The sequence below is a fragment of the Shinella oryzae genome, from assembly GCF_023038235.1.
GTDB classification, from domain to species: Bacteria; Pseudomonadota; Alphaproteobacteria; order Rhizobiales; family Rhizobiaceae; genus Shinella; species Shinella sumterensis.
This window is the reverse complement of record NZ_CP081988.1, coordinates 1,141,349-1,165,686: the sequence shown is the minus strand read 5'-3', so window position 1 is coordinate 1,165,686 and position 24,338 is coordinate 1,141,349. Positions and strand designations below refer to the sequence as shown.

General features: G+C 64.3%; 23 protein-coding genes. 15 read left to right on the top strand and 8 right to left on the bottom strand.

The window, feature by feature from the left end; translation table 11 throughout:
* Window positions 1-13 precede the first annotated feature (13 nt).
* The 3 genes from K6301_RS21670 to K6301_RS21660 form a co-directional block, all read right to left on the bottom strand.
* On the bottom strand, window positions 14-1,291 hold the full coding sequence (locus K6301_RS21670; RefSeq protein ID WP_247220930.1) for an arsenic transporter: 1,278 nt from the start codon (window positions 1,289-1,291) through the stop codon (window positions 14-16).
* Between the two features lie 8 nt (window positions 1,292-1,299).
* Entirely contained in the window at window positions 1,300-2,553 is a 1,254-nt protein-coding gene (locus tag K6301_RS21665; protein WP_247220929.1) for an MFS transporter, read from the bottom strand.
* Window positions 2,554-2,640: 87 nt separating this feature from the next.
* Window positions 2,641-5,103: a hybrid sensor histidine kinase/response regulator gene (locus tag K6301_RS21660; RefSeq protein ID WP_247220927.1), complete on the bottom strand. Its 2,463-nt coding sequence runs from the start codon at window positions 5,101-5,103 to the stop codon at window positions 2,641-2,643.
* Window positions 5,104-5,609: 506 nt separating this feature from the next.
* Here K6301_RS21660 and K6301_RS21655 point away from each other — a divergent pair.
* The 8 genes from K6301_RS21655 (at window position 5,610) to K6301_RS21620 (ending at window position 13,682) form a co-directional block, all read left to right on the top strand.
* Window positions 5,610-6,563, top strand: a complete 954-nt coding sequence (locus K6301_RS21655) for a DUF1403 family protein (protein ID WP_247220925.1) — start codon at window positions 5,610-5,612, stop codon at window positions 6,561-6,563.
* A gap of 2 nt (window positions 6,564-6,565) precedes the next feature.
* Window positions 6,566-7,264 carry an SMC-Scp complex subunit ScpB gene (scpB, locus tag K6301_RS21650; protein WP_247220923.1) on the top strand — a complete coding sequence of 233 codons (699 nt, stop codon included), beginning with the start codon at window positions 6,566-6,568 and terminating at the stop codon, window positions 7,262-7,264.
* 95 nt (window positions 7,265-7,359) lie between these two features.
* A complete protein-coding gene (locus tag K6301_RS21645; protein WP_425475437.1) occupies window positions 7,360-8,319 on the top strand; it encodes an AraC family transcriptional regulator in 960 nt (319 codons plus the stop codon).
* Between the two features lie 185 nt (window positions 8,320-8,504).
* A complete protein-coding gene (locus K6301_RS21640) occupies window positions 8,505-9,782 on the top strand; it encodes an ABC transporter substrate-binding protein (protein ID WP_247220920.1) in 1,278 nt (425 codons plus the stop codon).
* Between the two features lie 66 nt (window positions 9,783-9,848).
* Complete coding sequence (locus tag K6301_RS21635) at window positions 9,849-10,712, top strand: carbohydrate ABC transporter permease (protein WP_247220919.1); 864 nt, start codon at window positions 9,849-9,851, stop codon at window positions 10,710-10,712.
* Window positions 10,709-11,521 (top strand): carbohydrate ABC transporter permease, encoded by an 813-nt coding sequence (locus tag K6301_RS21630; protein WP_247220918.1) that lies wholly within the window; start codon window positions 10,709-10,711, stop codon window positions 11,519-11,521. The genes K6301_RS21635 and K6301_RS21630 overlap by 4 nt, the downstream gene beginning before the upstream one ends.
* A 17-nt stretch (window positions 11,522-11,538) precedes the next feature.
* Window positions 11,539-12,582, top strand: a complete 1,044-nt coding sequence (locus K6301_RS21625; protein WP_247220917.1) for an NAD(P)-dependent alcohol dehydrogenase — start codon at window positions 11,539-11,541, stop codon at window positions 12,580-12,582.
* 2 nt (window positions 12,583-12,584) lie between these two features.
* Complete coding sequence (locus K6301_RS21620) at window positions 12,585-13,682, top strand: ABC transporter ATP-binding protein (protein WP_247220916.1); 1,098 nt, start codon at window positions 12,585-12,587, stop codon at window positions 13,680-13,682.
* 48 nt (window positions 13,683-13,730) lie between these two features.
* On the opposite strand, the gene K6301_RS21615 is transcribed toward K6301_RS21620, so the two are convergent.
* The 4 genes from K6301_RS21615 to K6301_RS21600 form a co-directional block, all read right to left on the bottom strand.
* On the bottom strand, window positions 13,731-14,198 hold the full coding sequence (locus K6301_RS21615; protein WP_247220915.1) for a DoxX family protein: 468 nt from the start codon (window positions 14,196-14,198) through the stop codon (window positions 13,731-13,733).
* Window positions 14,191-14,970: an HvfC/BufC N-terminal domain-containing protein gene (locus K6301_RS21610; RefSeq protein ID WP_247222478.1), complete on the bottom strand. Its 780-nt coding sequence runs from the start codon at window positions 14,968-14,970 to the stop codon at window positions 14,191-14,193. The genes K6301_RS21615 and K6301_RS21610 overlap by 8 nt, the downstream gene beginning before the upstream one ends.
* Before the next feature lie 2 nt (window positions 14,971-14,972).
* A complete protein-coding gene (gene bufB / locus K6301_RS21605; RefSeq protein WP_247220913.1) occupies window positions 14,973-15,827 on the bottom strand; it encodes an MNIO family bufferin maturase in 855 nt (284 codons plus the stop codon).
* A gap of 62 nt (window positions 15,828-15,889) precedes the next feature.
* Window positions 15,890-16,171, bottom strand: coding sequence for a BufA1 family periplasmic bufferin-type metallophore (locus K6301_RS21600; protein ID WP_134651103.1), 282 nt, complete (start codon window positions 16,169-16,171; stop codon window positions 15,890-15,892).
* A 201-nt stretch (window positions 16,172-16,372) separates the two neighbouring features.
* Here K6301_RS21600 and K6301_RS21595 point away from each other — a divergent pair, with 201 nt between their 5' ends.
* Together K6301_RS21595 and K6301_RS21590 are read left to right on the top strand one after the other, a co-directional pair.
* Window positions 16,373-16,927 (top strand): sigma-70 family RNA polymerase sigma factor, encoded by a 555-nt coding sequence (locus K6301_RS21595; RefSeq protein ID WP_134651101.1) that lies wholly within the window; start codon window positions 16,373-16,375, stop codon window positions 16,925-16,927.
* A gap of 1 nt (window position 16,928) precedes the next feature.
* Complete coding sequence (locus K6301_RS21590) at window positions 16,929-17,564, top strand: NrsF family protein (protein ID WP_247220911.1); 636 nt, start codon at window positions 16,929-16,931, stop codon at window positions 17,562-17,564.
* 7 nt (window positions 17,565-17,571) lie between these two features.
* Here K6301_RS21590 and K6301_RS21585 read toward each other — a convergent pair whose 3' ends face one another.
* Entirely contained in the window at window positions 17,572-18,588 is a 1,017-nt protein-coding gene (locus K6301_RS21585) for a helix-turn-helix transcriptional regulator (protein ID WP_134651097.1), read from the bottom strand.
* Between the two features lie 141 nt (window positions 18,589-18,729).
* Between K6301_RS21585 and K6301_RS21580 the strand changes: the two genes are divergently transcribed.
* The 5 genes from K6301_RS21580 to K6301_RS21560 are packed head-to-tail and all read left to right on the top strand — an operon-like array spanning window position 18,730 to window position 24,240.
* Window positions 18,730-19,590 carry a sugar phosphate isomerase/epimerase family protein gene (locus K6301_RS21580; RefSeq protein ID WP_247220909.1) on the top strand — a complete coding sequence of 287 codons (861 nt, stop codon included), beginning with the start codon at window positions 18,730-18,732 and terminating at the stop codon, window positions 19,588-19,590.
* Complete coding sequence (locus K6301_RS21575; RefSeq protein ID WP_247220907.1) at window positions 19,587-21,104, top strand: sugar ABC transporter ATP-binding protein; 1,518 nt, start codon at window positions 19,587-19,589, stop codon at window positions 21,102-21,104. Before K6301_RS21580 ends, K6301_RS21575 begins: the two co-directional genes overlap by 4 nt.
* Entirely contained in the window at window positions 21,101-22,078 is a 978-nt protein-coding gene (locus K6301_RS21570; protein WP_247220905.1) for an ABC transporter permease, read from the top strand. Before K6301_RS21575 ends, K6301_RS21570 begins: the two co-directional genes overlap by 4 nt.
* The gene (locus tag K6301_RS21565) at window positions 22,075-23,058 is read left to right on the top strand and encodes an ABC transporter permease (protein ID WP_247220903.1); all 984 of its coding nucleotides are present in this window, start codon (window positions 22,075-22,077) and stop codon (window positions 23,056-23,058) included. The genes K6301_RS21570 and K6301_RS21565 overlap by 4 nt, the downstream gene beginning before the upstream one ends.
* A gap of 51 nt (window positions 23,059-23,109) precedes the next feature.
* Window positions 23,110-24,240 (top strand): substrate-binding domain-containing protein, encoded by a 1,131-nt coding sequence (locus K6301_RS21560; protein WP_247220901.1) that lies wholly within the window; start codon window positions 23,110-23,112, stop codon window positions 24,238-24,240.
* Window positions 24,241-24,338: the final 98 nt, after the last annotated feature.

Below are 24,338 nucleotides of genomic sequence, written 5' to 3'. Positions count from 1 at the left end.
CGGCACGCTCGACTTACGGCAGGGATGTGAGCGGCCCCACGATAATGAGCGTCGCGAGCGACAGGATGACGGCCGGTGTGGCAACGACTGCGCCGATTTTCAGGAATTGCCATGCGCCGATATGCAGCCCTTCCCGGCGCAGCGCCGTCAGCCACAGGATGGTGGCGAGAGATCCGGTGACGGACAGGTTGGGGCCGAGGTCGACGCCGATCATCGTGGCCGCCGATACGAGTTGCGGCATGTCGGCCGTGTGAAGGGCGCTTGCCGCCAGAAGCCCGACCGGAAGGTTGTTCGCAAGATTGGAGAAGAGTGCTGCGGCAGTGCCCGATGCGAAGGCCGTGGCGTAGACGCTCTGCGCTGCGCCCTGCACGATCCAACTGCCGATCAGGGTATGAAGACCGGTGGCTTCCGTCGCTTCGACCACGACGAAGAGGCCGGCCACGAGGAGAAGGGCGGTCCAGGAAATGCCACGGAGGATTTCGCCCGGTCCCTCGCGATTGGCGATCAGGATCAGGGCGGTCGTCACCGCGCCGGCGAGGAACGTTGTCAGGCCGAGATCGCCCCCGAGCGCCGACACCGCCACAAGCAGAACGGCGGTGACGCAAAGCGCCAGGCCGGCAAGCCGCGCCTGGCGTGTCAGTGAAACGACTTCGACCGTGGTGGAGACGGTGTCTTCTGCCAGCGCCTTGCGCTGTGTCCACCAGAGTGCGGCGAAGGTGACGAGGATGGCGACAATGGAGGGAAGCGCAAACAGGCTCAGCCAGTGCAGCAGCGAGGGCATGGTACCGTTGCCGAAGACGACGAGATTGGCCGGATTGGAAATGGGCAGCACGAAACTCGCGGCATTGGCGATGAAGGCGCAGATCAGCAGGTAGGGCATGGGATCGCGCACCTTCGCCGCCTTGCACGCGGCGTAGACGGCGGGCGTGAGGACGACGGCGGTGGCGTCGTTCGAGAGAAACGCGGTGACCAGAATGCCGCATCCATATATCAGCACGAAGAGCCGACGCGGCGAGCCGCGGGCATGCGACGTGGCGAAGGCGGCCAGCCAGTCGAACAGCCGTTCGCGGCGCGCGATCTCCGACAGCAGCATCATGCCGATGAGGAAGAGGTAGACATCCGTACCTCGCCCTACGGCCTCCAGCGCCGTGGATGGCGCAAGCGAGCCGACAACCACGAGCAACGTGGCGCCGGCGAGCGCCCAGACGGCCTCCGGCCAGGCGAAGGGACGAAGGACGACGCCGGTCACCGTAAGGCCCGCGACAATCCAGGTCAGTGAAAAGGTGCTCATAAACGTTCTCAGGAGGGCGCGGTCATCGCGTTGCGGTGCTCTTTATCGTCGTCCGACCGTGCCGGCGCGATCAGGCGATGCGCGGTACAGAACACGACGAAGGCCAAGATCGACACTGCGCCATGGACCCAGTAGGCCAAGCCGTAACCGCCGATATCGGTCAGCCATCCCGCTACCACATTGCTGAGCGATGCGCCAATCCCCTGCACCGTCATGACGGCGGCAAGGCCCACGTTAAAGCGCCCGGTTCCCGCCAGGATGCGTTCCGCGGCAATAGGAGTGGCAATGCCGATGAGGCCGGCGCCCACGCCGTCGAGGATCTGCACGGGGTAGATCCAGGCAAAGCTCGAAAACGTGCCGGCAAGGGCTCCGCGGATGGGAAGTGCGGCAAGGGCCAGGAGAAAGACGCTTGCCAGGCCGAACCGGCGGATGAGCAAGGGGGCCGCCACCGCCATGACGATCATGGAAAGCTGTGCGACGCCGGTGGTGATGGCGGTCGTTCGGAAGGGGGTGCCAAGCTGGATGGAAAAATCCTGGGCGATCAGCCGGCTGATGGGTGCGTTGCCGAAGTGAAAGATCATCAGCGTGATCGCGAGAAGGATCAGCCCCTTACGGCTCACCAACACGGCAAAGCCTGATGGTCCCGGCTCGCCTTCGTCATGGGCGAGGCCACGCGCCACCGCATGGTCGACCTTGGACGGATCGATGGCAAGGACGGCGACGATGGTGGCCGCGGCGGTCAGGATCATCATCACGATGACGCCCATCTCGCCGTAATAGCTGGTTGCAACGTAGATCGCCGCCAGCGAGACCACGTTTCCGGCATGGTTCCAGAACTCGTTGCGCGCGACCTGATCGGAGAAGCGGCGTTCGCCGACAAGACCGAGCGTCAGCCCCATCAACGCCGGGCCGATGACCGCGCCGACGATGGCGGTCGCCGACTGGCCGCCGAAGACGGACGCGTTGGACGGGCTGGCCAGCGTCCAGAGGGCCGCAGCCGTGACGAGCAGCACGGGAAGGATGATCAAGGCGCGCTTATGCCGTGACGCATCCACCCATGCGCCGAAGAGCGGCGTTGCGATCATGCCGAGTACGCCGCCAAGCGTTGCGACGAATCCAAGCGTCATCGAAGACCAGCCGCGGGTGGCGAGAAAGCCATCCAGGAACGGCCCCAGGCCGTCCCGGGCATCGGCCAGGAAGAAGTTCAGGACGGCGAGCGCGACGAGCGAGCGGCCGGCAAGTGTCGATGGCGTGGACTGCATGCGCGGCGGCCTCGATGAAGCGAGATGAGTGGAAAAAGCCTCCTGAAATGGACAGAAGGAAAAAAGGTTCCGCGCCGCCGAAAACGGCTATCCATCCAAAACGTGGCGGATCTTCTCGGCAAGCTGGTCGAGGCTGAATGGCTTTTGGAGCAGGTGCGTGCCGGGGTCGAGGATGCCGTTATGGACCACGGCATTGCGCGTATAGCCGGTCGTATAAAGCACCTTGAGATTGGCGACCTTGGAGGCTGCGATTTCGGCAAGCTCGCGACCGCTCATCTGCGGCATGACGACGTCCGTAAACAAAAGGGTCGGCTTCAATCCGGCATCGAGGAGCGCCAAGGCCGCAGGCCCGTTCGCGGCTTCCGCGACGGTATAGCCAAGTTCGCGAAGCGCTTCGGTCGAGAAGGTGCGGACGCGCTCGTCATCCTCCACCACGAGAACAAGTTCGTCTCGCCTGCCGCGCGCCGGCTCATTGCCGAGCGGTGCGAGGTTCTTGGTTTCGCCGGTGCCGTAATGACGGGGAAGGTAGATCTTCACATTGGTGCCGTGTCCGAGCTCCGAATAGATCCTGACATGCCCGCCCGATTGCCTGACGAAACCGAAAACCTGGCTGAGGCCGAGGCCGGATCCCTTGCCCACTTCCTTGGTCGTGAAAAACGGATCAAACGCTTTGGCCAGCGTGTCTTTCGTCATGCCCGCGCCGGTGTCTGTCACGGCGATCATGACATATTGACCGACGGACATGGAATGCTCTCTGGCATAATCCTCGGCGATGAAGGTGTTGGCGGTTTCCACCGTGAGCTTGCCGCCCTGGGGCATTGCATCGCGGCCGTTGACGGCGAGGTTGAGGATCGCATTCTCCAGCTGGCTCGGATCGGCGTTGATCCTCCACAGCCCGGCGGCCATCACGGTCTCCACCTGGATCTGTTCTCCAAGCGCGCGGGCCAGAAGCTCCGTCATGCCCGAAACCATGCGGTTCGGCTCGATCACTTCGGGCTGGAGCGGTTGCCGGCGGGAGAAGGCCAGGAGGCGCTGGGTGAGGGCGGCTGCCCGGTTCGCGCCGTCCTTGGCCGCCTCGATGTAGCGGCTGAGGTCGGTCTCGCCGCGCGCAAGCCGCCGTTCCAGAAGGTTCATCGCGCCGAGGATGACCGCAAGCATGTTGTTGAAGTCATGCGCCACCCCGCCGGTCAGTTGGCCGACGGCTTCCATCTTCTGCGCGTGGCGAAGCTGGGCTTCGGCTTCCATCAGCTTGGTGGTCCGCTCCTCGACCGCCTTTTCGAGCTCTTCGCGCGAACGGGTGAGGACCTCCCGCGCGTCGACGATGTCCTGGATATCCGTGCAGGAGCCGAACCAGCGCGTGATGTTGCCCGCGTTGTCGCGTACCGCCTGCGCGCGGCCAAGCACCCAACGGTAAGTACCTGATTTGTGCCGGAGGCGGTATTCGATGTGATAGGGCTCGCCGGTCGTCAGGCATTGACGCCAGACGTTCCAGGCGCGCTCCTGGTCGTCGGGGTGGAACATGCCGTTCCAGCCTTCTCCATCCGTCGAACCGACGGGAACGCCGGTGAAGTCGTACCAACGCTGATTGTAATAGTCGTGATGGCCATCCGGCAGCGTCGACCAGAGCATCTGGTCAATCGAGTTGGTGATGGCGCGAAACCTTTCCTCGCTGTCGCGCAGGGCGGCCTCGGTCTTCTTTCGCTCAGTGATGTCGAAGCTGACGCCGGGAAAGCGCAGGACGGTTCCATCCGGGGCAAGCGTCGGCCTTCCTTCGGCGATCACCCACCGGCTCGTACCATCCGGCTGCAACAGCCGGTACTCCTGCGAGAAATTTTTTCCGGTCTTCATCGCCGTGTTGATGGCGTCTCGGACCGCTGGCAGGTCGTCAGGGTGCAATCCAGCGAAAAATTCGGCGATCGGCGCGCCCGCGGCGGCTCTCTCCCGCGGAACACCATAGAGTTTGGCAAAGCGCGCGTCCGCGATGATCGTGTCGTTCGGGACGTCCCAATCCCAGGTCCCGACCGTGTTGGAGGCGCCCAGCGCGAATTCGAGCCGCTCTTCACTGGCGCGAAGCGCGCGCTCCGCCGAAAGGCGCGCCGTCGTCTCGTTGCCCTGGTTGAAGATGCCGAGAACGCGATCCCTGTCATCGACGATCGGCGCAAAGCTGTAGTCCCAATGGGTCTGCTGCACGCGGCCGCCGCGCTCCATCGGCAGCATCTGGTCGGCGACGGAAAATCCCTTGCCCGTCGTCATGACCGCTGCCAATTGCGGCTGGATCACATGCCATATGTCCGCCCAGACATCACGGGCCGGCCGCCCCAGCGCCCACGGATGCTTTTCCCCGGCAATGGGCGCCCAGGCATCGTTATAGATGAGCCGCAACTCGTCGCCCCAGTAGATGGCAGTGGGCAGAGATGTGTTTAGGCACAGATTGACCGCCATCCGCAATTCCGATGGCCATTCGGACGGGTTGCCCAAGCCATGGCTGCCCCAATCAAGCGCCTGGACATGTCGGCTCATTTCACTGGTCGGCTCTGCGGGGATCGTCATCAGGTGATCTCGTATATTTTGTTCGACGTATATGGGCTTCGATCCCGGTTTGGAAAGCACATTTGCAAGAGTTTCCGATCCGTTACATCTGTTTCGGCAGAATGGCTGATGCCGTTGCGAATGAGACCGCGTCGGCCGCTGAAAATCCGGGCGCGGTGAGACCAGCACGATGCCGCGCGGCCTTGCACGAAACTGCCGACGATATCGCGGAAATCACCGCCGCAGTTAGCGACGCCGCGGGGGACTTGATATCTCCGCGAGACTCCCCATCTAACGCTTACAACCCGTCATCGATGACTGCCTGCAGCGATAACCCCCTCGTCGCGCGTTCGTAGTCGTCCGGGTCCAAAGGGCGCTCCCCGAAAGGGTCGAGCGCCCTTTTTGTTCTGGACGCGGCGACTTGTTCTGCAGGTGACGATGGGCCTTCGAGTTCCCGCGCCGCATTTCATGTGCGGTTGTGCACGATCCGTCTGGCGAGAACCGCACGCGGAATGTAGGCTGCCGAGATGGATTCGCGCGTTCCATCCCCTCAACCGGCCGCCACGCCGGTACCGCAGCTGCCGGGCTGGATCCGCTCGCGCGGGGGCGAACCTAATGAGAGCGATGCCGCTTTCGCCGCCGGCGTCGCCCTGAAAGCACTCGACGACCTCGTGCGTTCTGCGCCCGTCTGGGCCGGCTGCTGGCGCGCGCGGCAGGCCTTGAAATGCGCAGCGGTTGCAGTGCGTCTGATGGGACGCAACGAAGAGGAGGCGGGACTGCGCGACGCCGTGCTCCTGACATCGGCAGGCGACGATCCGGGCCCGGCCGGGCGCGTCTCTGTGGCGTTCCGGCGGATTGCGGCGCGAAAGCCCGGCTTTTCCTCCAAGACCGTCGGCGAACTGGCCGACCTGTTTGGCCTCGCCGCCGACGAGCGGCTGCTGGCGGCGGTCGATCATGCGGATGCAGCGCTGCAATCGGGCCGGGCACCGCCCTTCGCTGCGGCTGCACTGGTGACGGCGATCATGCGTGACCGGCCCGATGGCGAGATGCTGGCCTGGGCGCTGGCCGACCTGCTCATCGCGCGCATGCTCGACTGGCCTTCCGCGGTGCCGCTCTTAATGGCGGAGCGTTACGGAGCGGCTTTCCGCACGCCGGCGGGCCGAGGGCGCGTGCAGCCCGGCGAACCCGCTTTTGCCGGCGCCGTCTGCGTCGCGCTTGCCGAGGGGGCCACGACCGCCCTGCGGTCTGCCGGCGAAATCGCGCATCGCGCCGAAGCACTTCTCGCCGTCGCGCCGAAGGTGCGCACCAAGGGAGCCGCGCCTGTTATCGCAAGGCTGCTCGATGACGACGCCGTGCCGGCATCGGCGCCCGGCAGCAACCTGTCCCGCTGGGCCGCCACTCGCCTGTTCGAACGATTGGAAGGTTTTGCCGCCGTCCGGGAGCTTTCCGGGCGCGCATCCTTCCGGATTTACGGGCTGTGACGATGGACGCACCTGACGGCACGAAGGCACGGCGTGGCCGCAAATCCAGGGCGCAGGACCAGCAGTCGCTCGACCGGGAGCTTGCCGACCTGCCTGCCGAGCTGCGCTGGCGCGAGTGGATGCTGCGCGTCGAGGCGGTCCTGTTCGCCGCGGCCTCGCCCGTCGGCCGCGAGACGCTGTCGCGCGTCGTCGGCAAGGATTGCAGCCTCGATCTCCTGATCGACGATCTGCAGGAGGAACTGCGCGGCCGACCCTACGAGATCGTGTCGGTCGCGGGCGGTTGGCAGCATCGAACGCGTCCCCGTTACGCGGAGACGGTCCGGGCGTCGCAGGCGCCGACGCGCAGCTCATCCGCTGCCTTATCGGACTTCGAGGCCATGGTGCTGATGGCGATCGCCTATTTCCAGCCGGTGACCCGAGCCGAACTGTCGCGGGTTTTCGGCAAGGAGATAAGCCGCGACACGATCGCGTCCCTGCGCAATGCCGGCTTCCTTGCTTCCGGCCCGCGCAGCCCCACACCGGGCGCGCCCTATACCTATGTGACCACGAAGCAGTTCCTGACCGCCTTCGGCATGCAGACGCTGCGAGATCTGCCTGATATCGAGGCGCTCGAGGATGCGGGTCTGCTCAGCCGGCAGGCTGTGCAGACGGAAGCGGTGGAGGCCGGCGTCGAGACGGATGCCGAGGGCGAGGAGCCGTAGCACTCGGGGCGGTTGTCCGGCCGCGGTTTTGTGGTCAAAATGCCCGCCGCGATGTCGTGGCAATGCAGGAGCACCCATTGAGCAGCCCCACCAGCATGCGGGAGCGCAGGAGCATACCGGAGCCGAAGTTCAGCCCGCTTTCGGCCAGCCCGCCGACCTTCGAGCACATCATCACCGGCATCGACGAGAGCTTTCTCTGGCGCATCGACGATTATCCGTGGGAGCGCAATGTCTGGAACTTTCATCCGGAATTCGAGATCCATCTCATTCGCAAGGGCACCGGAGTGGCCTTTGTCGGCGATTATATCGGCGCGTTCTCCGCGACCTATCTGACCGTCATCGGCAGCGACCTGCCGCATGACTGGGTGACGATGACCGCACCCGGCGAGGTGATCGAGGGACGCGACGTCGTCTTGCAGTTCCATCCTGATCGCATCCGCGAGGCGACCCGGATGCTGCCGGAATTCGCGCAGCTGGAGGACTTCTTTGCTCGCGCTCAAAGAGGCCTCGTCTTCAGCGGCGAGACGCTGGCGCGCGGCGCCGATCTCGTCGAGCGCATGGGTACGCAGAAGGGCGTGGCGCGGCTCGCGCTTTTCCTTCAGCTGCTCGATCTGCTTGCCGGCTCGACGGAATACGAGGTGCTGTCATCGCCCGAATATTCGCCAAAGCTCGACGCCGAAACCCTCGACGCGCTCCAGCGCGCGCTCGTCTTCATCTACCGCAACTTCGCGACCGATATCCGCCTGTCTGATGTCGCCGATCTCGCTGGCATGAGGGAAAGCGCTTTCTCCCGCTTCTTCAAGAAGAACACCGGCAACACCTTCACGGACCATGTCAACAAGCTGCGCATCTGGCAGGCCTGCAAGCTTTTGGCGGAAACCGACATGCCGATCACCGATATCTGTTTCGAGGTCGGCTACATGAACATTTCCAATTTCAACCGGACCTTCCTGCGCCAGCACCGCATGACGCCGTCCGCTTATCGCCGGCTCACGCCGCAACGCCGCTCCCTGCGGGGCGATGTCCCCGTCCCCGATGAAACCTTGCGCGGATAGTGTTGTTTTTTCGCAGTGCAGCATAAAATCGCGCATTAAAATACAGATTCACTGCAACAGACACGCTAGTTTCCGCGATTTCCCCGCATAATATGCAGCTAGCGAAGTCATTCGCTGGACGATTGGCGCAGGCGACGAGGAGGTCGTGCCGCGCCGACCAACGATACCTTGAGGGAGGTTCACCCATGACATCCGTGAAAACGCTCGTTTCGAGCATCGCCTATGCATGCCTTCTCGCCAGCTCTGTCTCATCGGTCGCGCTGGCGGCGGAATGCTCCGGTACCATCCGTGTGCTGGCCCAGCCGCGCGACGGCCTGACGCTTCTGGAAAGCCACAAGGACGAGTTCGCCAAGCTTTCCGGCGGCGCATCCTTCGAAATCGACTATCTCAACGAAAACGACCGTCGCGCCAAGACTAAGGCGGATGCGTCGACCATCGGCAAGTACAATGTCTATTACATCGACGAGGCCAATGTGGCGCTGTTCGCGTCTGCCGGCTGGGTCGCGCCGCTGATGGATTATTATCCCGCCGAATATGATTATGCCGACTTCGATCCCGGCCGCCAGAAGGTCGCGACCTATAACGGCAAGGTCTGGTTCGCACCGCTGACCGGCGGCGGCGATCTGCTTGTCTACCGCAAGGACCTGCTGGAAGCTGCCGGCGTCAAGCCACCGACGACGCTCGACGAGATGAAGGACGCCGTCAAGAAGCTGCATCAGCCGGACAAGGGCATCTATGGCATCGCGTTGCGCGGCCAGCGCGGCTCGGGCGCCAATGTCTGGCGCTGGATGCCGTATTTCAAGGGCTTCGGTGGCGAGTGGTTCGACGGCAACGAGCCGAAGTTCAACAGCGAGGCGGCCGTGAAGGCCACCGAGACCTATCTCGAACTCTTCAAGTATTCCGCACCCGGCACGCAGACCGGCGGCTGGGATGAATCGGTCGGCGCTTTCACGTCCGGTCAGGTCGCGATGCTGGTGGAGTCGACCCCGCTTGTCGGCATGGCGATCGATCCGAAGTCCTCGCAGGTCGCCGGCAAGGTCGGCTACCTGCCGCCGCCGACGCCGCTCACCGGCGGTGGCTACGGCCATGGTCTCGCGATCGGTACCAAGGCCAATGCGGATGACGCATCGAAGGCCTGCGCGGGCCTGTTCATCGCCTGGGCAACATCCAAGGAGAACGAGCAGCGCCGCCTGGAGGCCAACCAGTTCAGCGAACTCAACCGCACCAGCATCATGACCAGCGACACCTTCGCCAAGCTCTACGGGCCTGACCTCGGCCAGGCGCTTGCAGAGACCGGCAAGGTGACGGCTGTCAACTTCTGGCAGAGCCCGCTCTGGCCTGATCTCGGCGACCGCTGGGGCATCATTCTCGAAGAGTTGATCGCCGGTTCACGCACGGACATCAAGGACGGCCTGAACGAACTCGAAGGCTTCGCCAAGGAGCTCGTCGCTCGCAGCCAGTAAGCCTTTGAGCAGCGCGGCCGCCACCGCACTCCCGAGACGGCGGCCGCGCGATCACGAGGAAAATCCATGACATCGAGAACCCGCCTGCCTGCCGTCTTCCTCGCGCCGCCGCTGCTCATCCTGGCGGTGCTTGCCTTCGTGCCGACGGCCTATGCGATCTACATTTCCTTCCGCAACCGCGAGCTCAGCCGCCCGGACGGCAGCTTCGTCGGCCTTGCCAATTACATCGATCTCTTTTCGGATCGCCGCTTTATCAATGCCATCGGCGTGTCGCTGACCTGGGAGCTGGTCACGGTGACGCTGACGCTGCTGGTGGCCATCGTGCTCGGCATCCTGATGTTCGAATTCGCCTCGGCGCGCCAGCGGGCGGTGCTGACGCTGATCTTCCTCGTACCGGTCATCCTGCCGCGCGTTTCGGCCGCCTTCGTCTGGAAGTTCGCCTTCCATCCGCTCTACGGCGTCGTCACCTATCCCTACAAGGCGATGACCGGCCAGCCGCTCGACCTTTTGTCGAACCCGACAACGGCGCTGATGACGGTGGCGCTCGTCGATGTCTGGCAATGGGGGCTGTTCTTCGGTGTCATCGTGCTGAAGCTTCTGGAAACGCTGCCGCCGCAGCCCTTCGAGGCCGCCCGGCTCGATCACGCGCGTCCCTGGGAAGTCTATCTCTATGTGGCACTTCCCATGCTCAAGGCGCCGCTCATCTCGCTCACCTTCATCAAGATGATCGAGTCATTGCGCGCGTTCGACCTCATCTATGTCATGACCCGCGGCGGGCCCGGCATCGTGACGGAAACGCTGGATATGTACGCCTTCTCGCAAGGCTTCATCGAATCAGGCCGCATCTCCTACGCCTCCAGCATGGCGGTGCTGATGATGGTCGCGACGACGGTCATCTTCACGGTGATCTGGAAGAGGGTGAAGCCATGAGCCTGTCACGTTTCCTCGGCAAGTCCGTGCTTTATCTCGCGGGCTTCTCCGCCATATTCCCCATGGTGTGGACGGCAATCAACGCCTTCAAGAACCGCGTGGACATTGTGACACCCACGCCGCTCTTCATCTTCACGCCGACACTCGACAACTTCGCCTATGTGCTGGGCCGCGACAGCGTGGCCGCCGGTCTCGTCAATTCGGTGATCGCCGCCGGCGGTTCCGTCCTGATCGGTGCGCTGCTCGGCCTGCCGGCCGCCTATGCGATCGCCCGCTACCCCAACCGCTGGTCCGCCGACATCCAGTTCTTCGTGCTGTCCCTGCGGTTCCTGCCGCCGGTCGCCGTGGCGATCCCGCTCATGGTGATCTGGCTCGATCTTGGCTTCTACGACACGCGTCTCTCGCTGATCGTCACCTATACGCTGCTTACGCTCGCCACCGTCATCTGGCTCGGCGTCCCGGCCTTCGCCCGCGTGCCGAAGGAGGTGGAGGAGGCGGCAAGGGTCGATGGTTACGGGCCCTATGCCGTGTTCTTCCTGATCGCATTGCCCATTGCCTCGCGCTCGCTCATCGGTGCCGTTGCCTTCGCCTTCGTGCTGGTTTGGAACGAGTTCCTGATCGCGCTGATGCTGACGACCTCGGATGCCAAGACGCTGCCGATCGTCGCCTCGGAACTCACGCAGCTCGGTCGCGACGTGCCATGGGGCATCCTCAATGCCTCGGTGGTTCTGCTTTCCATACCGCCGCTCCTGCTCATCGGCATTCTGAGCGGCCTTCTCAACAATGCCTTCCGGCGCAAGAGCAATTGATGACAGGACATATAGCCATGCAAGCCTTGGTTCTCGAAGAAAAGGGCGTGCTTGCCCTTCGCGACATCGACCTCCCGCAGACCGTCGGCCCCGACGATGTGAAAATCGCCATCCACACGGTCGGTGTCTGCGGCAGCGACGTCCATTACTATACTCACGGCGCCATCGGCCCCTATGTGCTGCGCGCGCCCATGGTGCTCGGTCACGAGGCAGCCGGCACCATCGTCGAGGTCGGCGAGAATGTGCGCTCGCTAGCCGTCGGCGACCGGGTGTGCATGGAGCCCGGCATTCCCGATCTCTCCTCGCGTGCCTCGAAACTCGGCCTCTACAATGTCGATCCCGCCGTTCGCTTCTGGGCGACACCCCCCGTGCACGGCATTCTCGCGCCCTATGCGGTGCATCCCGCCGCCTTCACCTATCGCCTGCCCGACAGCGTTTCCTTCGCCGAGGGCGCGATGGTCGAGCCCTTCGCCATCGGGATGCAGGCTGCAACGCGCGCCCGCATCGTGCCGGGCGATGTCGCGGCCGTCATCGGCGCGGGGCCGATCGGGATCATGGTGGCACTGGCGGCACTGGCCGGCGGGTGCAGCCGGGTGCTGATCTCGGACTTTTCCGCCGAGAAGCTCGCCATCGCTGCCGCCTATCCCGGCATCGAAGCGGTCAACCTCAAGGAAACCACCTTCGCCGCCGCCATCGACACGGCCACCCGCGGCTGGGGCGCCGACGTGGTGTTCGAGGCGAGCGGCAGCGCGAAGGCTTTCGAAGGCCTCTTCAATCTGGTGCGGCCGGGCGGCGCGGCGGTGCTCGTCGGCCTGCCGGTGGATGCCGTGCGTTTCGACGTGGCCGGCGCCATCTCGCGCGAGGTGCGCATCGAGACGGTTTTCCGCTACGCCAATGTCTTCGACCGCGCGCTGGAGCTCATCGCGTCCGGCAAGGTCGACCTCAAGCCGCTGATCACCGGCACCTATGCCTTCAAGGATAGCATCGCCGCCTTCGACCGGGCGGTGGAGGCGCGGCCGACCGATGTGAAATTACAGATCCTTGTTACGGAGGAGGGGTGAGCATGGCCAATATCGTCTGTTCCCATGTCGACAAGGCCTACGGTGCCGTCAACGTCATCAAGGACTTCAACCTCGAAATCGACGACCACGAATTCGTGGTCTTCCTCGGCCCGTCCGGCTGCGGAAAATCCACGCTTTTGCGCATGATCGCCGGCCTGGAGGAAATCTCCGGCGGCACGGTCTCGATTGCCGGGCGTACGGTGAACGACCTGGAGCCGCGTGACCGCGGGGTCGCCATGGTGTTCCAGAACTATGCTCTCTACCCGCACATGACGATCCACGACAACATCGCCTTCGGCTTGAAGCGCATGAAGGTCGACAAAGCGGAAATCGAAAGCCGCATCAAGACGGTTGCCGGTACGCTCGGGCTGGAGCCGTATCTCTCCCGCAAGCCGACGGAACTGTCGGGCGGCCAGCAGCAGCGCGTGGCGATCGCCCGCGCGATGATCAAGACGCCGCGCGTCTTCCTCTTCGACGAGCCGCTTTCCAACCTCGACGCCAAGTTGCGTAACCACATGCGCGTCGAGATCGCGCGCCTGCATCAGACCCTGAAGACCACCACGATCTACGTGACCCACGACCAGCTCGAGGCCATGACGCTCGCTGACCGCATCGTGCTGATGAAAGGCGGCGCCATCGAGCAGGTCGGCACACCGGCGGAGATCTACGAACGGCCCCGAACCCTGTTCGTCGCCGGTTTCATCGGCACGCCGAACATGAACTTCCTCGATGTCACGGCGCGCGCGGACGCCGGCACATGGCTGCTGGATGGTGACGGCGTGCGGTTCCGGGTCAGCGGAGAGCGCTTCGAGATCACCGAAGGCCAGGCGCTGACGCTCGGCGTTCGGCCCTCGGCCCTGTCGCCATCGCCGGATGCCCGCGGCGGCGAGAACATGCTTGCCGGCGTCACCGATCTCGTCGAGTTCCACGGCGACAGTGCGCTCATCTCCTTCCGTGTCGGCGGCAAGGAAATCGGTGCCCTCGTCCCGGCCGGGAGCCGGCCGACGCGCGACGCCCCGGTCTCTTTCTCCGTCAGCGGCGAAAACCTGCACGCGTTCGATCGTGCGACAGGCCTGTCTGTGCTGCGCCGTAGTGCCTAAGGACAGACCCAGGCGTTCAAACGCGTTGGCTATGAATGAGGCCCTCCCTCACGTTCCCCGCCGCCTCGTTTGTCCCGCGATCAGCGCATCCAGCGATAGGGGACCCGGTCCCCGGGCTGCGATGAAAAGCAGACACGCCGCCCAGGTGCCATGAGTTGGCCAGGCGCCGGGATAGACGAAGATCTCGATCACCAGCGTCATGCCTAGGAGCGCCAGCGCGGACAGGCGGCTCGCCAGGCCGACGACCAGCAGAAGGGGAAATATGTGCTCTGCCAAGGCAGCGAGATGAGCGGCAAGCCAGGGGTCTATAAGGGGGAGCTTGTATTCATTCTCGAAAAGGTAGAGCGCATTGTCGGAGAGCATCCAGCCATTGACCTTCGTCTGGCCCGACTGCCAGAAGACGGCTGCAATGGAAAAGCGTGCGATCAGCGCAATGAGCCCGTTCGGGATGCGTTCGAGCGCCGCGACCACCCTTTCGGAAAGGCTGCGGGCGACGCCTGTAGTGTGATCAGTCATCGTGTCGGTTTTCATTGGCTTTACCCTCCCTGAATGTCGTGAAAGCCCCGGAACGGAGCAGGATGGCAAGGGCATGCGAAAGATCGAAATCCTCGCCGCCGGCAAGTGCTGCCGCTTCGCCAAGCGTTGATCCGGCAGCAAGCCTGCGCAGGAAGTTCGCGCAACCGCCCGGCAGCGGGATGACGTCGACGATCAGGCGCGGGCGAACGACTAGCACGTGCTCTCCATCCCAGTGCTCCAAGTCGGCCAGCGGCCGCTCCCCGGTATTCATCGCCCAGATGGTGTGAAACGGATGGAGCGAGGACAGGATCGATAGGGATGGATGGGGAACGAAGATCAGCTCCTCGAGCCGGCGCGGATCGATACCGGCGAGCTTACCGGGATCGAGCGATAATGCGTCGGCCGCGTGATAGGCCTGGCCACGCGCGAACTCCAGCCGCATTACATCCGCCAGATAGACGACGTCTCGTGCCGGCTCGAAGCGCGCGGCAAAATCCGGGAACGCGTCGCCATAGGCAAGCAGCACGGCTGAGCGCGGCGGACAGGCCCTGATGAATGCGCCGGCCATGGCGCGGAAGAAATCCGCTCCCACGATGCGTTCGGCTGCCGGAAAGCGAGCGGCGAGCGCCCCGGTCAGGCTTGTCCCGACATTGTTGCTGTAGACGGCGTAGCGCCTCTGAGGCGTCGCCTTGTTCCAGGCGGCCAGGCCCGGCGGTGGCGGGTGCGCGTCGAACAGCCCGGCGGCGAAAGCGGATTGCATGGTTTGCGACATGGTCAAGCCACTCTCTTGCGTGCGGCCGCGTCGAGCAGCCGTTGCGCGGCCGAAGCCTCCTTGCGCAACACCGGCCAGGCGGGCACGTCGTTGTCCCATTCGATCAAACTTGCGATCGGGCCGGTGTTTTGAAGAACCGTCCGATAAAGCGCCCAGACGGGGTCCTTCACCGGCGTATCGTGGCTGTCGACGAGCAGAGGGGCGCCGAGATCATCGACGGTCTCGGAATGGCCGCCGAGATGGATTTCGCACACGGCCTCCAGCGGGAAGCGGGCGATGTAGTCGTGCGGGTCGATATTGTGGTTGGTTGCGGCGACAAAGACGTTGTTGACGTCGAGCAGCAGACCGCAGCCGGTTCGTCGCGCGATTTCCGCAAGAAACGCCGTCTCCTCGATCGTGCTTTCGGCGAAAAGAAGGTAGGTCGCAGGATTTTCCAGAAGCATCCGGCGGCCGAGAACCGCCTGTACCGTGTCGATATGGTCGCAGACACGGTCAAGCGTCTCCCGTGTATAGGGCAAGGGCAGCAGGTCGTTGAGGAAGACGCCGTCATGCGTGGACCAGGCGAGGTGCTCGGAAAAGCTCTCCGGCTGGTAGCGGTCGCAAAGCGTTTTGAGGCGGGAAAGATGCAGGCGGTCCAGTGCCTGCATGGAGCCGATGGAAAGGCCGACACCGTGGATGGAGAGCGCGTAGTCCTCACGCAGCCGGGCAAGCTGGGCATGCGGTACCCCACCGTCACCCATGTAGTTTTCCGCATGCACTTCGAAAAAACCGACAGGCTGCGGCTCGGCAAGGATGTCGGCGAAATGCTCCGGCTTGAAGCCGATGCCCACGCGCGAGGGAAGGGAGGACGCAATCATGGCAAACCTTTCGGACGGGAGGTGACGGCGTCGTACGACGCCGTCCGTTGGCGATCTGGCGATCAGGCGGGAGCCGGGCCCTGTTCCAGCATGCCGTGGCCGGTCGGGGTCTTCATCGAAACGCAGGTGCCTTTCGGGACCAGCTTGAAGGCGTTCTGTTGATAGTCGACCTTGGAAGTGCCCGCGCAGGTGGTGCCAGGTCCGGCGGCGCAGTCGTTCTGGCCCTTCATCGCAATGCCGTAGCACTTCTCCTTGGCGTCATCGGCGGCGGCTGGCGTGGCGATGGCGGCAAGTGCGGACGCGAGCGATCCTGCAAGAGCGAGGGTGGCGATCGTGGTCTTCATTCTTCATCTCCGTTTTCGGCCCAGCCGTCATTGACTGAACATGAACGGCTACGCTGAGCATCGGGGCGGCGTTACAGGATCGAGAGCGAATTTTTGTGCAGGGCTGTTCCGTCGTGCCGTGTGCCGCCTTTTACGAGGCGGGTCGCATTTCTTTTGCGGGTCGGGTAACAATCGCGTGTTTGCCAGCGTAGGCCATTAGACGTGAAACAGTCGGCGCGCGAAGAGGAATGGGCGGCCTGGCTGCGCCTTGCCATGAACGGCGATGCGCAGGCCTATAACCGTTTCCTGATTGCAGTGACGCCGCACCTGCGCGCCATGGCGCGGCGGCGCTGCGACCAGTACGGCGCGCCGGCGAGCGAAGCGGAAGACGTGGTGCAGGAAGTCCTGCTGGCGGTTCATCTGAAACGTGCCACCTGGGACACGACCCGGCCCCTCGGCCCCTGGCTGACGACGATCGTGCGCAACAAACTTGTCGACAGCCTGCGCCGCCGCGGCCGTCATGCGCATGTTCCGATCGAGGATGTCGCGGATTTTCTGGAGGCGGGGGAAGTGTCCAGCGATGCGGCCGACCGGCTCGACACGGAAAGCGTTCTGGCGCGTCTGAAGGATCCGCAGCGTGATATCGTGCGTTCCATCTCTCTGGAAGGGAAGGGCGTGCGTGAAACGGCGGCGCGGCTGAAAATGAGTGAGGTCGCGGTGCGCGTTGCTCTTCACCGAGCGCTGAAATCGCTGGCCGCCCTTTACCGGAGCGAATGACATGAAGACAGACGATCTGATCACCCTGATGGCGCAAGATGCGCCCGTTCGGCTTCGTTACAGCCTCGGGATGGCGCTTGCGCTGGGGGTGGGCATCGTCTTGTCGGCTCTGCTGCTGACCTCCACCGTCGGCCTGCGGCACAACCTGGCCAGCGTCGTCGAGACGCCACGGGTGTTCTTCAAGATCATGGTCACGGTACTGCTCGCCGTACTTGCCGCGCGGCTTGTGTCGCGCATCGGGCGGCCCGGGGCTGCAACGCGGCTTCCGGGCTTGCTGCTTGTCTTGCCCGTTATGGCCGTTTCGGTAGCGGTATTCACCGAACTCGTGGCGCTGCCGGTCGCTTCCTGGCGGGCCAACTGGCTCGGTGGCAATGCTCTGTTCTGCCTGTTCTTCGTGCCGTTGCTGTCGCTTGCGCCGCTTGCAGCGCTTCTTTTCGTTTTACGCAATGGCGCGCCGGAAAACCCGACATCTGCCGGGGCTGCGGCTGGTCTTGCCGCCGGTGCAATTGCCGCCGCCATCTATGCATGGCACTGCCCTGATGACAGCCCGCTCTTCCTTGCGACCTGGTATACGATCGCCATCGGCGCCGTAACCGCCGTCGGGGCGCTTCTCGGCCGCAGGCTGCTGCGCTGGTAACCGGCCCCTAGCGCGCGTGGCTCGGGGCATGGCCGTAGCGCTTCTTGAAGGCGTTGGAGAAGTACTGACTGGAATTGAAGCCGCAGCTGAGCGCGATTTCCGTCACGCTCGTATTGTGCGGCTCCCGTAGAAGGCGTGAGGCTTGCTCCAGCCGAAGGTGCTGGAGGTACTGGCGCGGCGCCATGTTGGTGAGCTTCTTGCAGTAATCGGAAAAGCGGGTGCGCGACAGGCCGCATTCCTCCGCCATGCCTTCCAGCGTCCAGTCCTCGTCCAGCGCATGCGCGAGACGGCGCAGGAAAATCGCGACCGTGTGCTGCGAGGTGGAAAGGTCGGGATCAAGTGCCGGCACCTGCTCGCTCATACGATCGATGAGGCTCAGCATCATCGCATTGATCGCGACCTTGAGGCGAGTCTCGCCGTCCTCGGGGCTGCGTTCCAGAAGGATGGAGGGGATGGCCTCGAAGGCCCGGCACAGTTCGAGGCCTCCGTCCCAGACGGGCTGGTTGTTCTGCGTCAGGATTTCGCCGAGACGGGTCGCCTCCGCGCGGGAAAAGACAAGCCAGTCCGGCCAGTCCGGTGTCTCGCTCGGCCGGCGCAGGCCGGCATCGAGGATGATCCAGAGCAGCCGGCTCGGCCCGACATTCGGGCTGCCGATCGAATGCAGCTGCCATGGGCGAATGACGATGAACTGCCCTTGGCTCAGCGTATGGGGCGTGTCGTCCACGACGAGATCGAGGCTGCCGCGCGCGAGGTAGGCTATCTTGAAGCCTTCGTTGCAATGTCGGCCGAGCCCCCAGGTCTGGCTGTGGCGCGCGTCCCAGAAACCGACGGTCCGGATGCCCGACAGTCGCCCATCCAGAGAAATGCCGGGATAATTTCCCCGCGTCCAGGCATGCAGTTCGACCTCGCCGCGGCGCGCCGCGGCCTGCAATTCCTTGCAATTATCAGCATACATGACCGAGTCTGGCTGGCGGAAAACAGAGGGCCTGTAGCCGGCCGGAGAAATCACCGTGTGCCTGTTCATTTCGCGCCTCCCAACACAAAACGACTTAAGAAATTTACCACTGTTGTCATCCGCAAGATTGCACGAGTCAAGCCTGTCATTGTGGGTCTCGTTGACGGTGGTCCTGAGGAGAGGGCCATCGCGGCGAAGGGGAGGACGTCAGTGAAGGTCGCATTCAACCTGCTGGTCATCGGTGCGGATATCGGCATGCAGCACGCGCGCCAGCTCGAGCGGCTGAAGGTGCTCGGCTACGATGCCGTCGAGGTTCCCGTCTTCTCCGGAAAAGAGCAGCACTATGCGGCGGTCGGCCGGCTTCTTGCCGATATCGGCCTCGTCGCCGGTGCCGCGGCCGTCGCGACGTCGGAGGCCAACCCCGTCAGCGCAGATGCGTCGGTGCGGGCGAAAGCCCGCGATCACCATCGCTGGATCGTTGACTGCACCGCAGCCATGGGTGGCGAGATCGTCGCCGGCCCGCTGCACTCCCCCGTGGGTGTCTTCACTGGGTTCGGGCCGACGCCGGAGGAGTTCGATCGCTGTGTGGAGGCGATGCATGCACTGGCCGACTATGCGGCACCGGCGGGTGTTCGCATTTCGGCCGAAGCGGTCAACCGTTTCGAATGCTACATGATGTCGACCGTCGCGCAGGCGTCAGCCGTCTACCGCGCCGTCAATCACCCGAATTACGGCTACATGTTCGACACGTTTCACGCCAATATCGAGGAAAAGGATCCGCCGGCGACCTACGAGCGCTACCATAGTGAGATCAACCATTTTCATGTTTCGGAGAACGATCGGGGCGTCCCGGGCTCCGGCCATGTGCCCTTCGCCGCGCATTTCGATGCGCTGCGCCGCTGCGGCTACGATGGCTGGCTGACGGTGGAATCTTTTGGCCGTGCCCTGCCGGAGCTTTCCGGTGCCACACGCGTCTGGCGCGATCTTTTCGATAACCTCGACAGCCTTTTTGCCGAAAGCGTCGCCTTCGTCAGGCGCGAATGGGCGGCGGCGGGAGAGCGGTTGGCATGACGGTCGAACCCGCCCTCGCCATGATCGGCATCAGTAAGGCCTTTCCGGGCGTGCGTGCACTCGACGCGGTGGATTTCGAGTGCCTGCCGGGCGAGGTCCATGCGATCTGCGGCGAGAATGGCGCGGGCAAATCCACGCTCATGAAGATTCTCGGCGGCAGCTACCGCCCGGATGCGGGCGAGATTCGTCTAGCGGGCAGGGCGGTGCATTTCACGCATCCACGGCAAGCGGCCGAGGCGGGCATCGCCATCATCCACCAGGAGCTCAGTCTCCTGCCGCACCGCACGGTGGCGGAAAACATCTTCATGGGCCGCGAGATCGCCAAACGCGGCATGCTCGACAAGGCGGCCATGCGGGACAGGGCGGCAGGACTTCTTGCGCGCGTTGGCGCGGATGTCGATCCGCAAACGCTCGTCTCCTCGTTGTCCATCGCCGTACAGCAGCTTGTTGAAATCGCCAAGGCGCTGCTTCTCGACGCGCGCATCCTTGTCATGGACGAGCCGACGGCGGCCCTCGACGAGCGCGACAGCCGCACGCTTCTTAATCTCGTGCGCACTCTGCGCGGCGAGTGGGTATCCATCGTCTATATCTCCCATCGCATGCCCGAGATCACGGCCATCGCCGACCGCATCACCGTGCTGAAAGATGGCCGCAGGATCTGGACGCGACGCACCGGAGAGGCGCCGGTCGGCGAGATCGTGCGGGCGATGGTCGGCCGTGACCTCAAGGATTTCTACCCCGCCCCGCCATCGTCCGCGCCCGGCCCTGTGCTGCTTGCGGTTGAGGAGGGTGCGAATGCCTACATGCGGGACATCGCCTTCGAGGTGCGGACAGGCGAGATCGTCGGAGTGGCAGGACTGGAGGATTCCGGCAAGGCGGCGCTGGCGCAGGCGCTGGTCGGCGACGCGCCGTTCACGAGCGGAACGGTGTTCCTGCGTGGTCAGCCGTTGGCGCTTCGAACGCCCCGCCAGGCGACGGCAGCAGGCATCGGCTATCTGCCGGGCGACCGCAAGGGCGAGGGGCTGGCGCTGCGCCAGTCCGTGCGCGACAACGCGCTTCTCACACTGCGCGCAATGACCGGGCTTTTCACGCGGCCGGAACATGGCCGTCTGGCACCCGATGCCATCGACGAGAAACTGCGTGCCATGGATGTGCGCGCGGCGGATTTCGGCCAGGAGATCGGCACGCTCTCGGGCGGCAACCAGCAGAAGGCGATCATCGCGCGCTGGCTGGCGCAGGAATCAGACGTGCTGGTCTTCGTGGAGCCGACACGCGGCATCGACATCGCCGCCAAGGCTGCGATCTACGAGACCATGCGCCGCTTCGCCGATCTGGGGCGCGGCATCGTCGTCGTCTCTTCAGATATGCCGGAGCTGATCGGCATCGCTGATCGCATCGTCGTCATGCATCGCGGCCGAATGGCTGGAACAGTACCGCGTGGCGCGCAGGAGGAGGACGTCATGCACCTCGCGCTCGGCACCAGCGGTGCGCCGGAAAAGGGGGGAAGCCCATGACGACGGATATCACCAAGATCACGCCGCGTGCGCCGCGCCTGCCGGTCTCCGTACTGCTCGCGGGCTTGTCTCTCGGCTTCTACATCATCATCGCGCTGTCGACCGGCGAAACCGCGCAGTTGAGCGCATCGGGCATCCTCGGCCTCTTCCAGCGCATGGTGGCGCTTGGTCTGGTGGCCATCGGGCAGACCTTTGTGATCCTCGTCGGCTCGATCGACCTTTCGGTCGCGGCACTCATCAGCGCCGTCGCCGTTCTCGCCTCGCATGTCATGCAGGGCGATCCGACCATGATGCTGCCGGCCATCGTGCTTTGTCTTGGTCTCTGCCTCATGGTCGGCCTGATCAACGGCGCGCTGGTCGCATATGGCGGGATCAATCCGCTGATCGCCACGCTCGGCACGGGGCTCGTCATCCAGGGCGTTCTGGCGGCATCCTTCGGCATGTTGCAGGGGGCGGTTGCGCGCGAGTTCCAGGTCCTAGCCTATGGTGGGCTACTAGGGGTGCCCTATTCGCTCGTGCTTCTCGCCGCGCTGTCGCTGGCCGCCGCCCTCGTGCTGGATCGCACCCTGTTCGGCGCGCGCATCTATGCCGTCGGCGGCAATCCGGACGGCGCGCGGCTTGCCGGTATTCGCACCGAGCGGGTGATCCTGTCCGCCCATGTCGTGGCCAGCCTCTTCGCCGGTGCGTCGGGGATCTATCTTGCCGCGCGCCTGCAATCGGGCACGCCCTGGATCGGCCGCGACGGCATCTACGATCTCGAATCCATCGCCGTCACGGTCATCGGCGGCACGATCCTGGCCGGCGGCAAGGGCGGGGTGGCGGGCACGCTTGCCGGCGTGCTGCTCTTTGCCAGCCTCGATGCGGGTTTCAACATGCTGGGCATCGATGCCTTCCTGAAACAGGTTCTGCGCGGCGCCATCGTGATCGCAGCCGTCGCCGTCCACGCCGTCCGCACGAAGGGGCATGTCGCATGACCACCGCGCCGCAGGCCTCTGCGCTTCCCCGCCGCCCCGCGCGCATCGCGCTCAATGCCGGCCTCGTGATCTTTGTCGTACTCTATGCCGCCATCGCCTTCCTCCAGCCGAACTATCTGGAGCCGGGGCTGTTCATGAACTTCCTGCGCCGCGCGGCACCGCTCGTCATTCTCGCGTGCGGCCAGCTCTACGTCATCCTGACCGGCGGCTTCGATCTGTCCATGGGCGCCGTCGCGACGCTCGTTGTTCTGGCGGCATCGATCCTCATCAACGGTGATCCGGAGACAACCTGGGCCGTGATCGGCGCGCTCTATGTCATGGGTATCGCCGTCGGTCTGATAAACGGCCTCGTCGTCGCCTTCCTCAAGGTGCCATCGATCATCGCGACGCTCGGTGCCATGCTGTCCGTCAACGGTCTGGCGCTTGCCTGGTCGGGGGGTGCGGCGCGCGGCGACCTTCCGGAGAACTTTCGCAATCTTGGCCGGCTCGTGCTGCGCGACGTGCCGATCGTTGGCACGCTTCCAATGGCGGTGATCGTCCTCTTGGGCTTCGTCGCGATCGCCTGGTGGGGGCTGAACGGCACGGTCTATGGCAAGCGCGCTCTTGTGGTCGGCGACAACCCGCGCGCGGCGGAACTGGCCGGCACCCCCGTCGCCGCCACGCGCATCCTCGCTTTTGTTGTCTCGGCGGTCTCGGCGGTGACGGCGGGCATCCTGCTCGGCGGCTTCTCAGGCGTTTCGGTGAATGCTGGGGAGGGGCTGGAACTGCAGGCCATTGCCGCCTGCGTCATCGGCGGCGCGCAGCTGCTCGGCGGGCGCGGCTCGGTGTGGAGCGCGGTATTCGGCGCCCTCAGCCTCTTTGCCCTTTTCACCCTACTCAATCTGCTTGGCCTGCCACAGGCGCTGCGCGACAGCATCCAGGGCGCGATCCTGATTGCCGCCGTGGGCGCCACCGTTTGGCGTGGCCGCCGGAGGACGTAGGGGAACTCGACATCAACCGCCGGCAAAGCCGGCATTCTGGAGGAGGAAGACATGACATTCAGGACACTTATGGCGACCACGGTGGCGCTCACATTCGCCAGCCAGGCGCTGGCGCAGAATTTCAACGATCCAGCCGAGTTCAAGAAGCAGCGCGAGCAGCTGGCGATGACGCCTCAGGGCCCGGAAGGCCAGCCCTGGGCGCAGCATCTCGGCGAGGGAATGGTCGATACGGCGAAGTACAAGAAGGACGGCCACGTCACGCTCTGCTTCTCCAATGCCGGCGTCTTCAACCCCTGGCGCGTGGTGGGCCTCAACAACCTCAATGCCGAGGCTGACCTGCACAAGGATCGCCTCAAGGAACTCATCGTCGTTGATGCGGAGGGCAAGGACGACAAGCAGATTTCCGATATCGAGTCCCTGGTCAGCGGCGGCAAGTGCGATGCGCTGATCGTGTCGCCGAACACGACGGCGGCGCTTACCCCGGCTGTCGAGGCGGCCTGCGGCAAGCTCCCGGTCATCGTCTTCGACCGCGGCGTCAACACGTCCTGCCCGGTCACCTATATCCATCCGGTCGGCGGCTACGGCTTCGGGATCACGTCGGGCGAGTTCATAGCCGGCAAGCTGAAGAAGGGCGACAACGTGCTGGCACTGCGCATCATGCCCGGCGTCGACGTGCTGGAGACGCGCTACTCGGCAGCGAAGAACATCTTCGACGAAGCCGGCATCAACGTGGTCGGCTCTGAATTTACCGGTAGCGACCGGGCGAAGACAAAGTCCGTCGTGGAAGACTACATCAATCGCGGGGTCAAGATCGACGCGGTGTGGATGGATGCCGGGGATACGGCGACGGCTGCGCTGGAAGCCTTCGAGGATGCGGGCCTGCCCTATCCCGTCATCAGCGGCGAGGACCAGCAGGACTTTCTGCGCAAGTGGCAGTCGGACAAGTTGACGGCTATCGGCCCATCCTATCCGACTTATCAGTGGCGCACGGCCGTTATCGCGGCGCTGGATGTGCTTGACGGCAAGCAGGTGCCCGGACCCGAATGGGTGCTTCCGCAGCCGGCGATCACGCAGGACGTGCTGGCCGACCATGTCGACGAGCGGATGCCGCCGCTGCACTACAGCCTGTGCGGCTGCCAGGATTTGCCGGGCTATCCTGAGCGCTGGGGCGGCAAGAAGTAAGGGAACGGAAAAGCCAGGGGAGGGGGCTTCGCCCCCTCGTCGCGTGGAGCGGCAGGCCGGCTCTCTCGGCCTGCCCTTTCTCCGGCCTTCCCTGCTTT

Bases quoted from the DNA above. Each gene is read 5' to 3' on its own strand.
- K6301_RS21645 (WP_425475437.1), top strand. From the start codon at position 7,360: ATGCGGGAGCGCAGGAGCATACCGGAGCCGAAGTTCAGCCCGCTTTCG.
- K6301_RS21600 (WP_134651103.1), bottom strand. From the start codon at position 16,171: ATGAAGACCACGATCGCCACCCTCGCTCTTGCAGGATCGCTCGCGTCC.
- K6301_RS21590 (WP_247220911.1), top strand. From the start codon at position 16,929: ATGAAGACAGACGATCTGATCACCCTGATGGCGCAAGATGCGCCCGTT.
- K6301_RS21640 (WP_247220920.1), top strand. From the start codon at position 8,505: ATGACATCCGTGAAAACGCTCGTTTCGAGCATCGCCTATGCATGCCTT.
- K6301_RS21615 (WP_247220915.1), bottom strand. From the start codon at position 14,198: ATGACTGATCACACTACAGGCGTCGCCCGCAGCCTTTCCGAAAGGGTG.
- scpB (WP_247220923.1), top strand. From the start codon at position 6,566: ATGGACGCACCTGACGGCACGAAGGCACGGCGTGGCCGCAAATCCAGG.
- K6301_RS21560 (WP_247220901.1), top strand. From the start codon at position 23,110: ATGACATTCAGGACACTTATGGCGACCACGGTGGCGCTCACATTCGCC.
- K6301_RS21570 (WP_247220905.1), top strand. From the start codon at position 21,101: ATGACGACGGATATCACCAAGATCACGCCGCGTGCGCCGCGCCTGCCG.
- K6301_RS21575 (WP_247220907.1), top strand. From the start codon at position 19,587: ATGACGGTCGAACCCGCCCTCGCCATGATCGGCATCAGTAAGGCCTTT.
- K6301_RS21655 (WP_247220925.1), top strand. From the start codon at position 5,610: ATGGATTCGCGCGTTCCATCCCCTCAACCGGCCGCCACGCCGGTACCG.
- K6301_RS21670 (WP_247220930.1), bottom strand. From the start codon at position 1,291: ATGAGCACCTTTTCACTGACCTGGATTGTCGCGGGCCTTACGGTGACC.
- K6301_RS21610 (WP_247222478.1), bottom strand. From the start codon at position 14,970: ATGTCGCAAACCATGCAATCCGCTTTCGCCGCCGGGCTGTTCGACGCG.
- K6301_RS21565 (WP_247220903.1), top strand. From the start codon at position 22,075: ATGACCACCGCGCCGCAGGCCTCTGCGCTTCCCCGCCGCCCCGCGCGC.
- K6301_RS21665 (WP_247220929.1), bottom strand. From the start codon at position 2,553: ATGCAGTCCACGCCATCGACACTTGCCGGCCGCTCGCTCGTCGCGCTC.
- K6301_RS21630 (WP_247220918.1), top strand. From the start codon at position 10,709: ATGAGCCTGTCACGTTTCCTCGGCAAGTCCGTGCTTTATCTCGCGGGC.
- bufB (WP_247220913.1), bottom strand. From the start codon at position 15,827: ATGATTGCGTCCTCCCTTCCCTCGCGCGTGGGCATCGGCTTCAAGCCG.
- K6301_RS21625 (WP_247220917.1), top strand. From the start codon at position 11,539: ATGCAAGCCTTGGTTCTCGAAGAAAAGGGCGTGCTTGCCCTTCGCGAC.
- K6301_RS21660 (WP_247220927.1), bottom strand. From the start codon at position 5,103: ATGACGATCCCCGCAGAGCCGACCAGTGAAATGAGCCGACATGTCCAG.
- K6301_RS21620 (WP_247220916.1), top strand. From the start codon at position 12,585: ATGGCCAATATCGTCTGTTCCCATGTCGACAAGGCCTACGGTGCCGTC.
- K6301_RS21585 (WP_134651097.1), bottom strand. From the start codon at position 18,588: ATGAACAGGCACACGGTGATTTCTCCGGCCGGCTACAGGCCCTCTGTT.
- K6301_RS21635 (WP_247220919.1), top strand. From the start codon at position 9,849: ATGACATCGAGAACCCGCCTGCCTGCCGTCTTCCTCGCGCCGCCGCTG.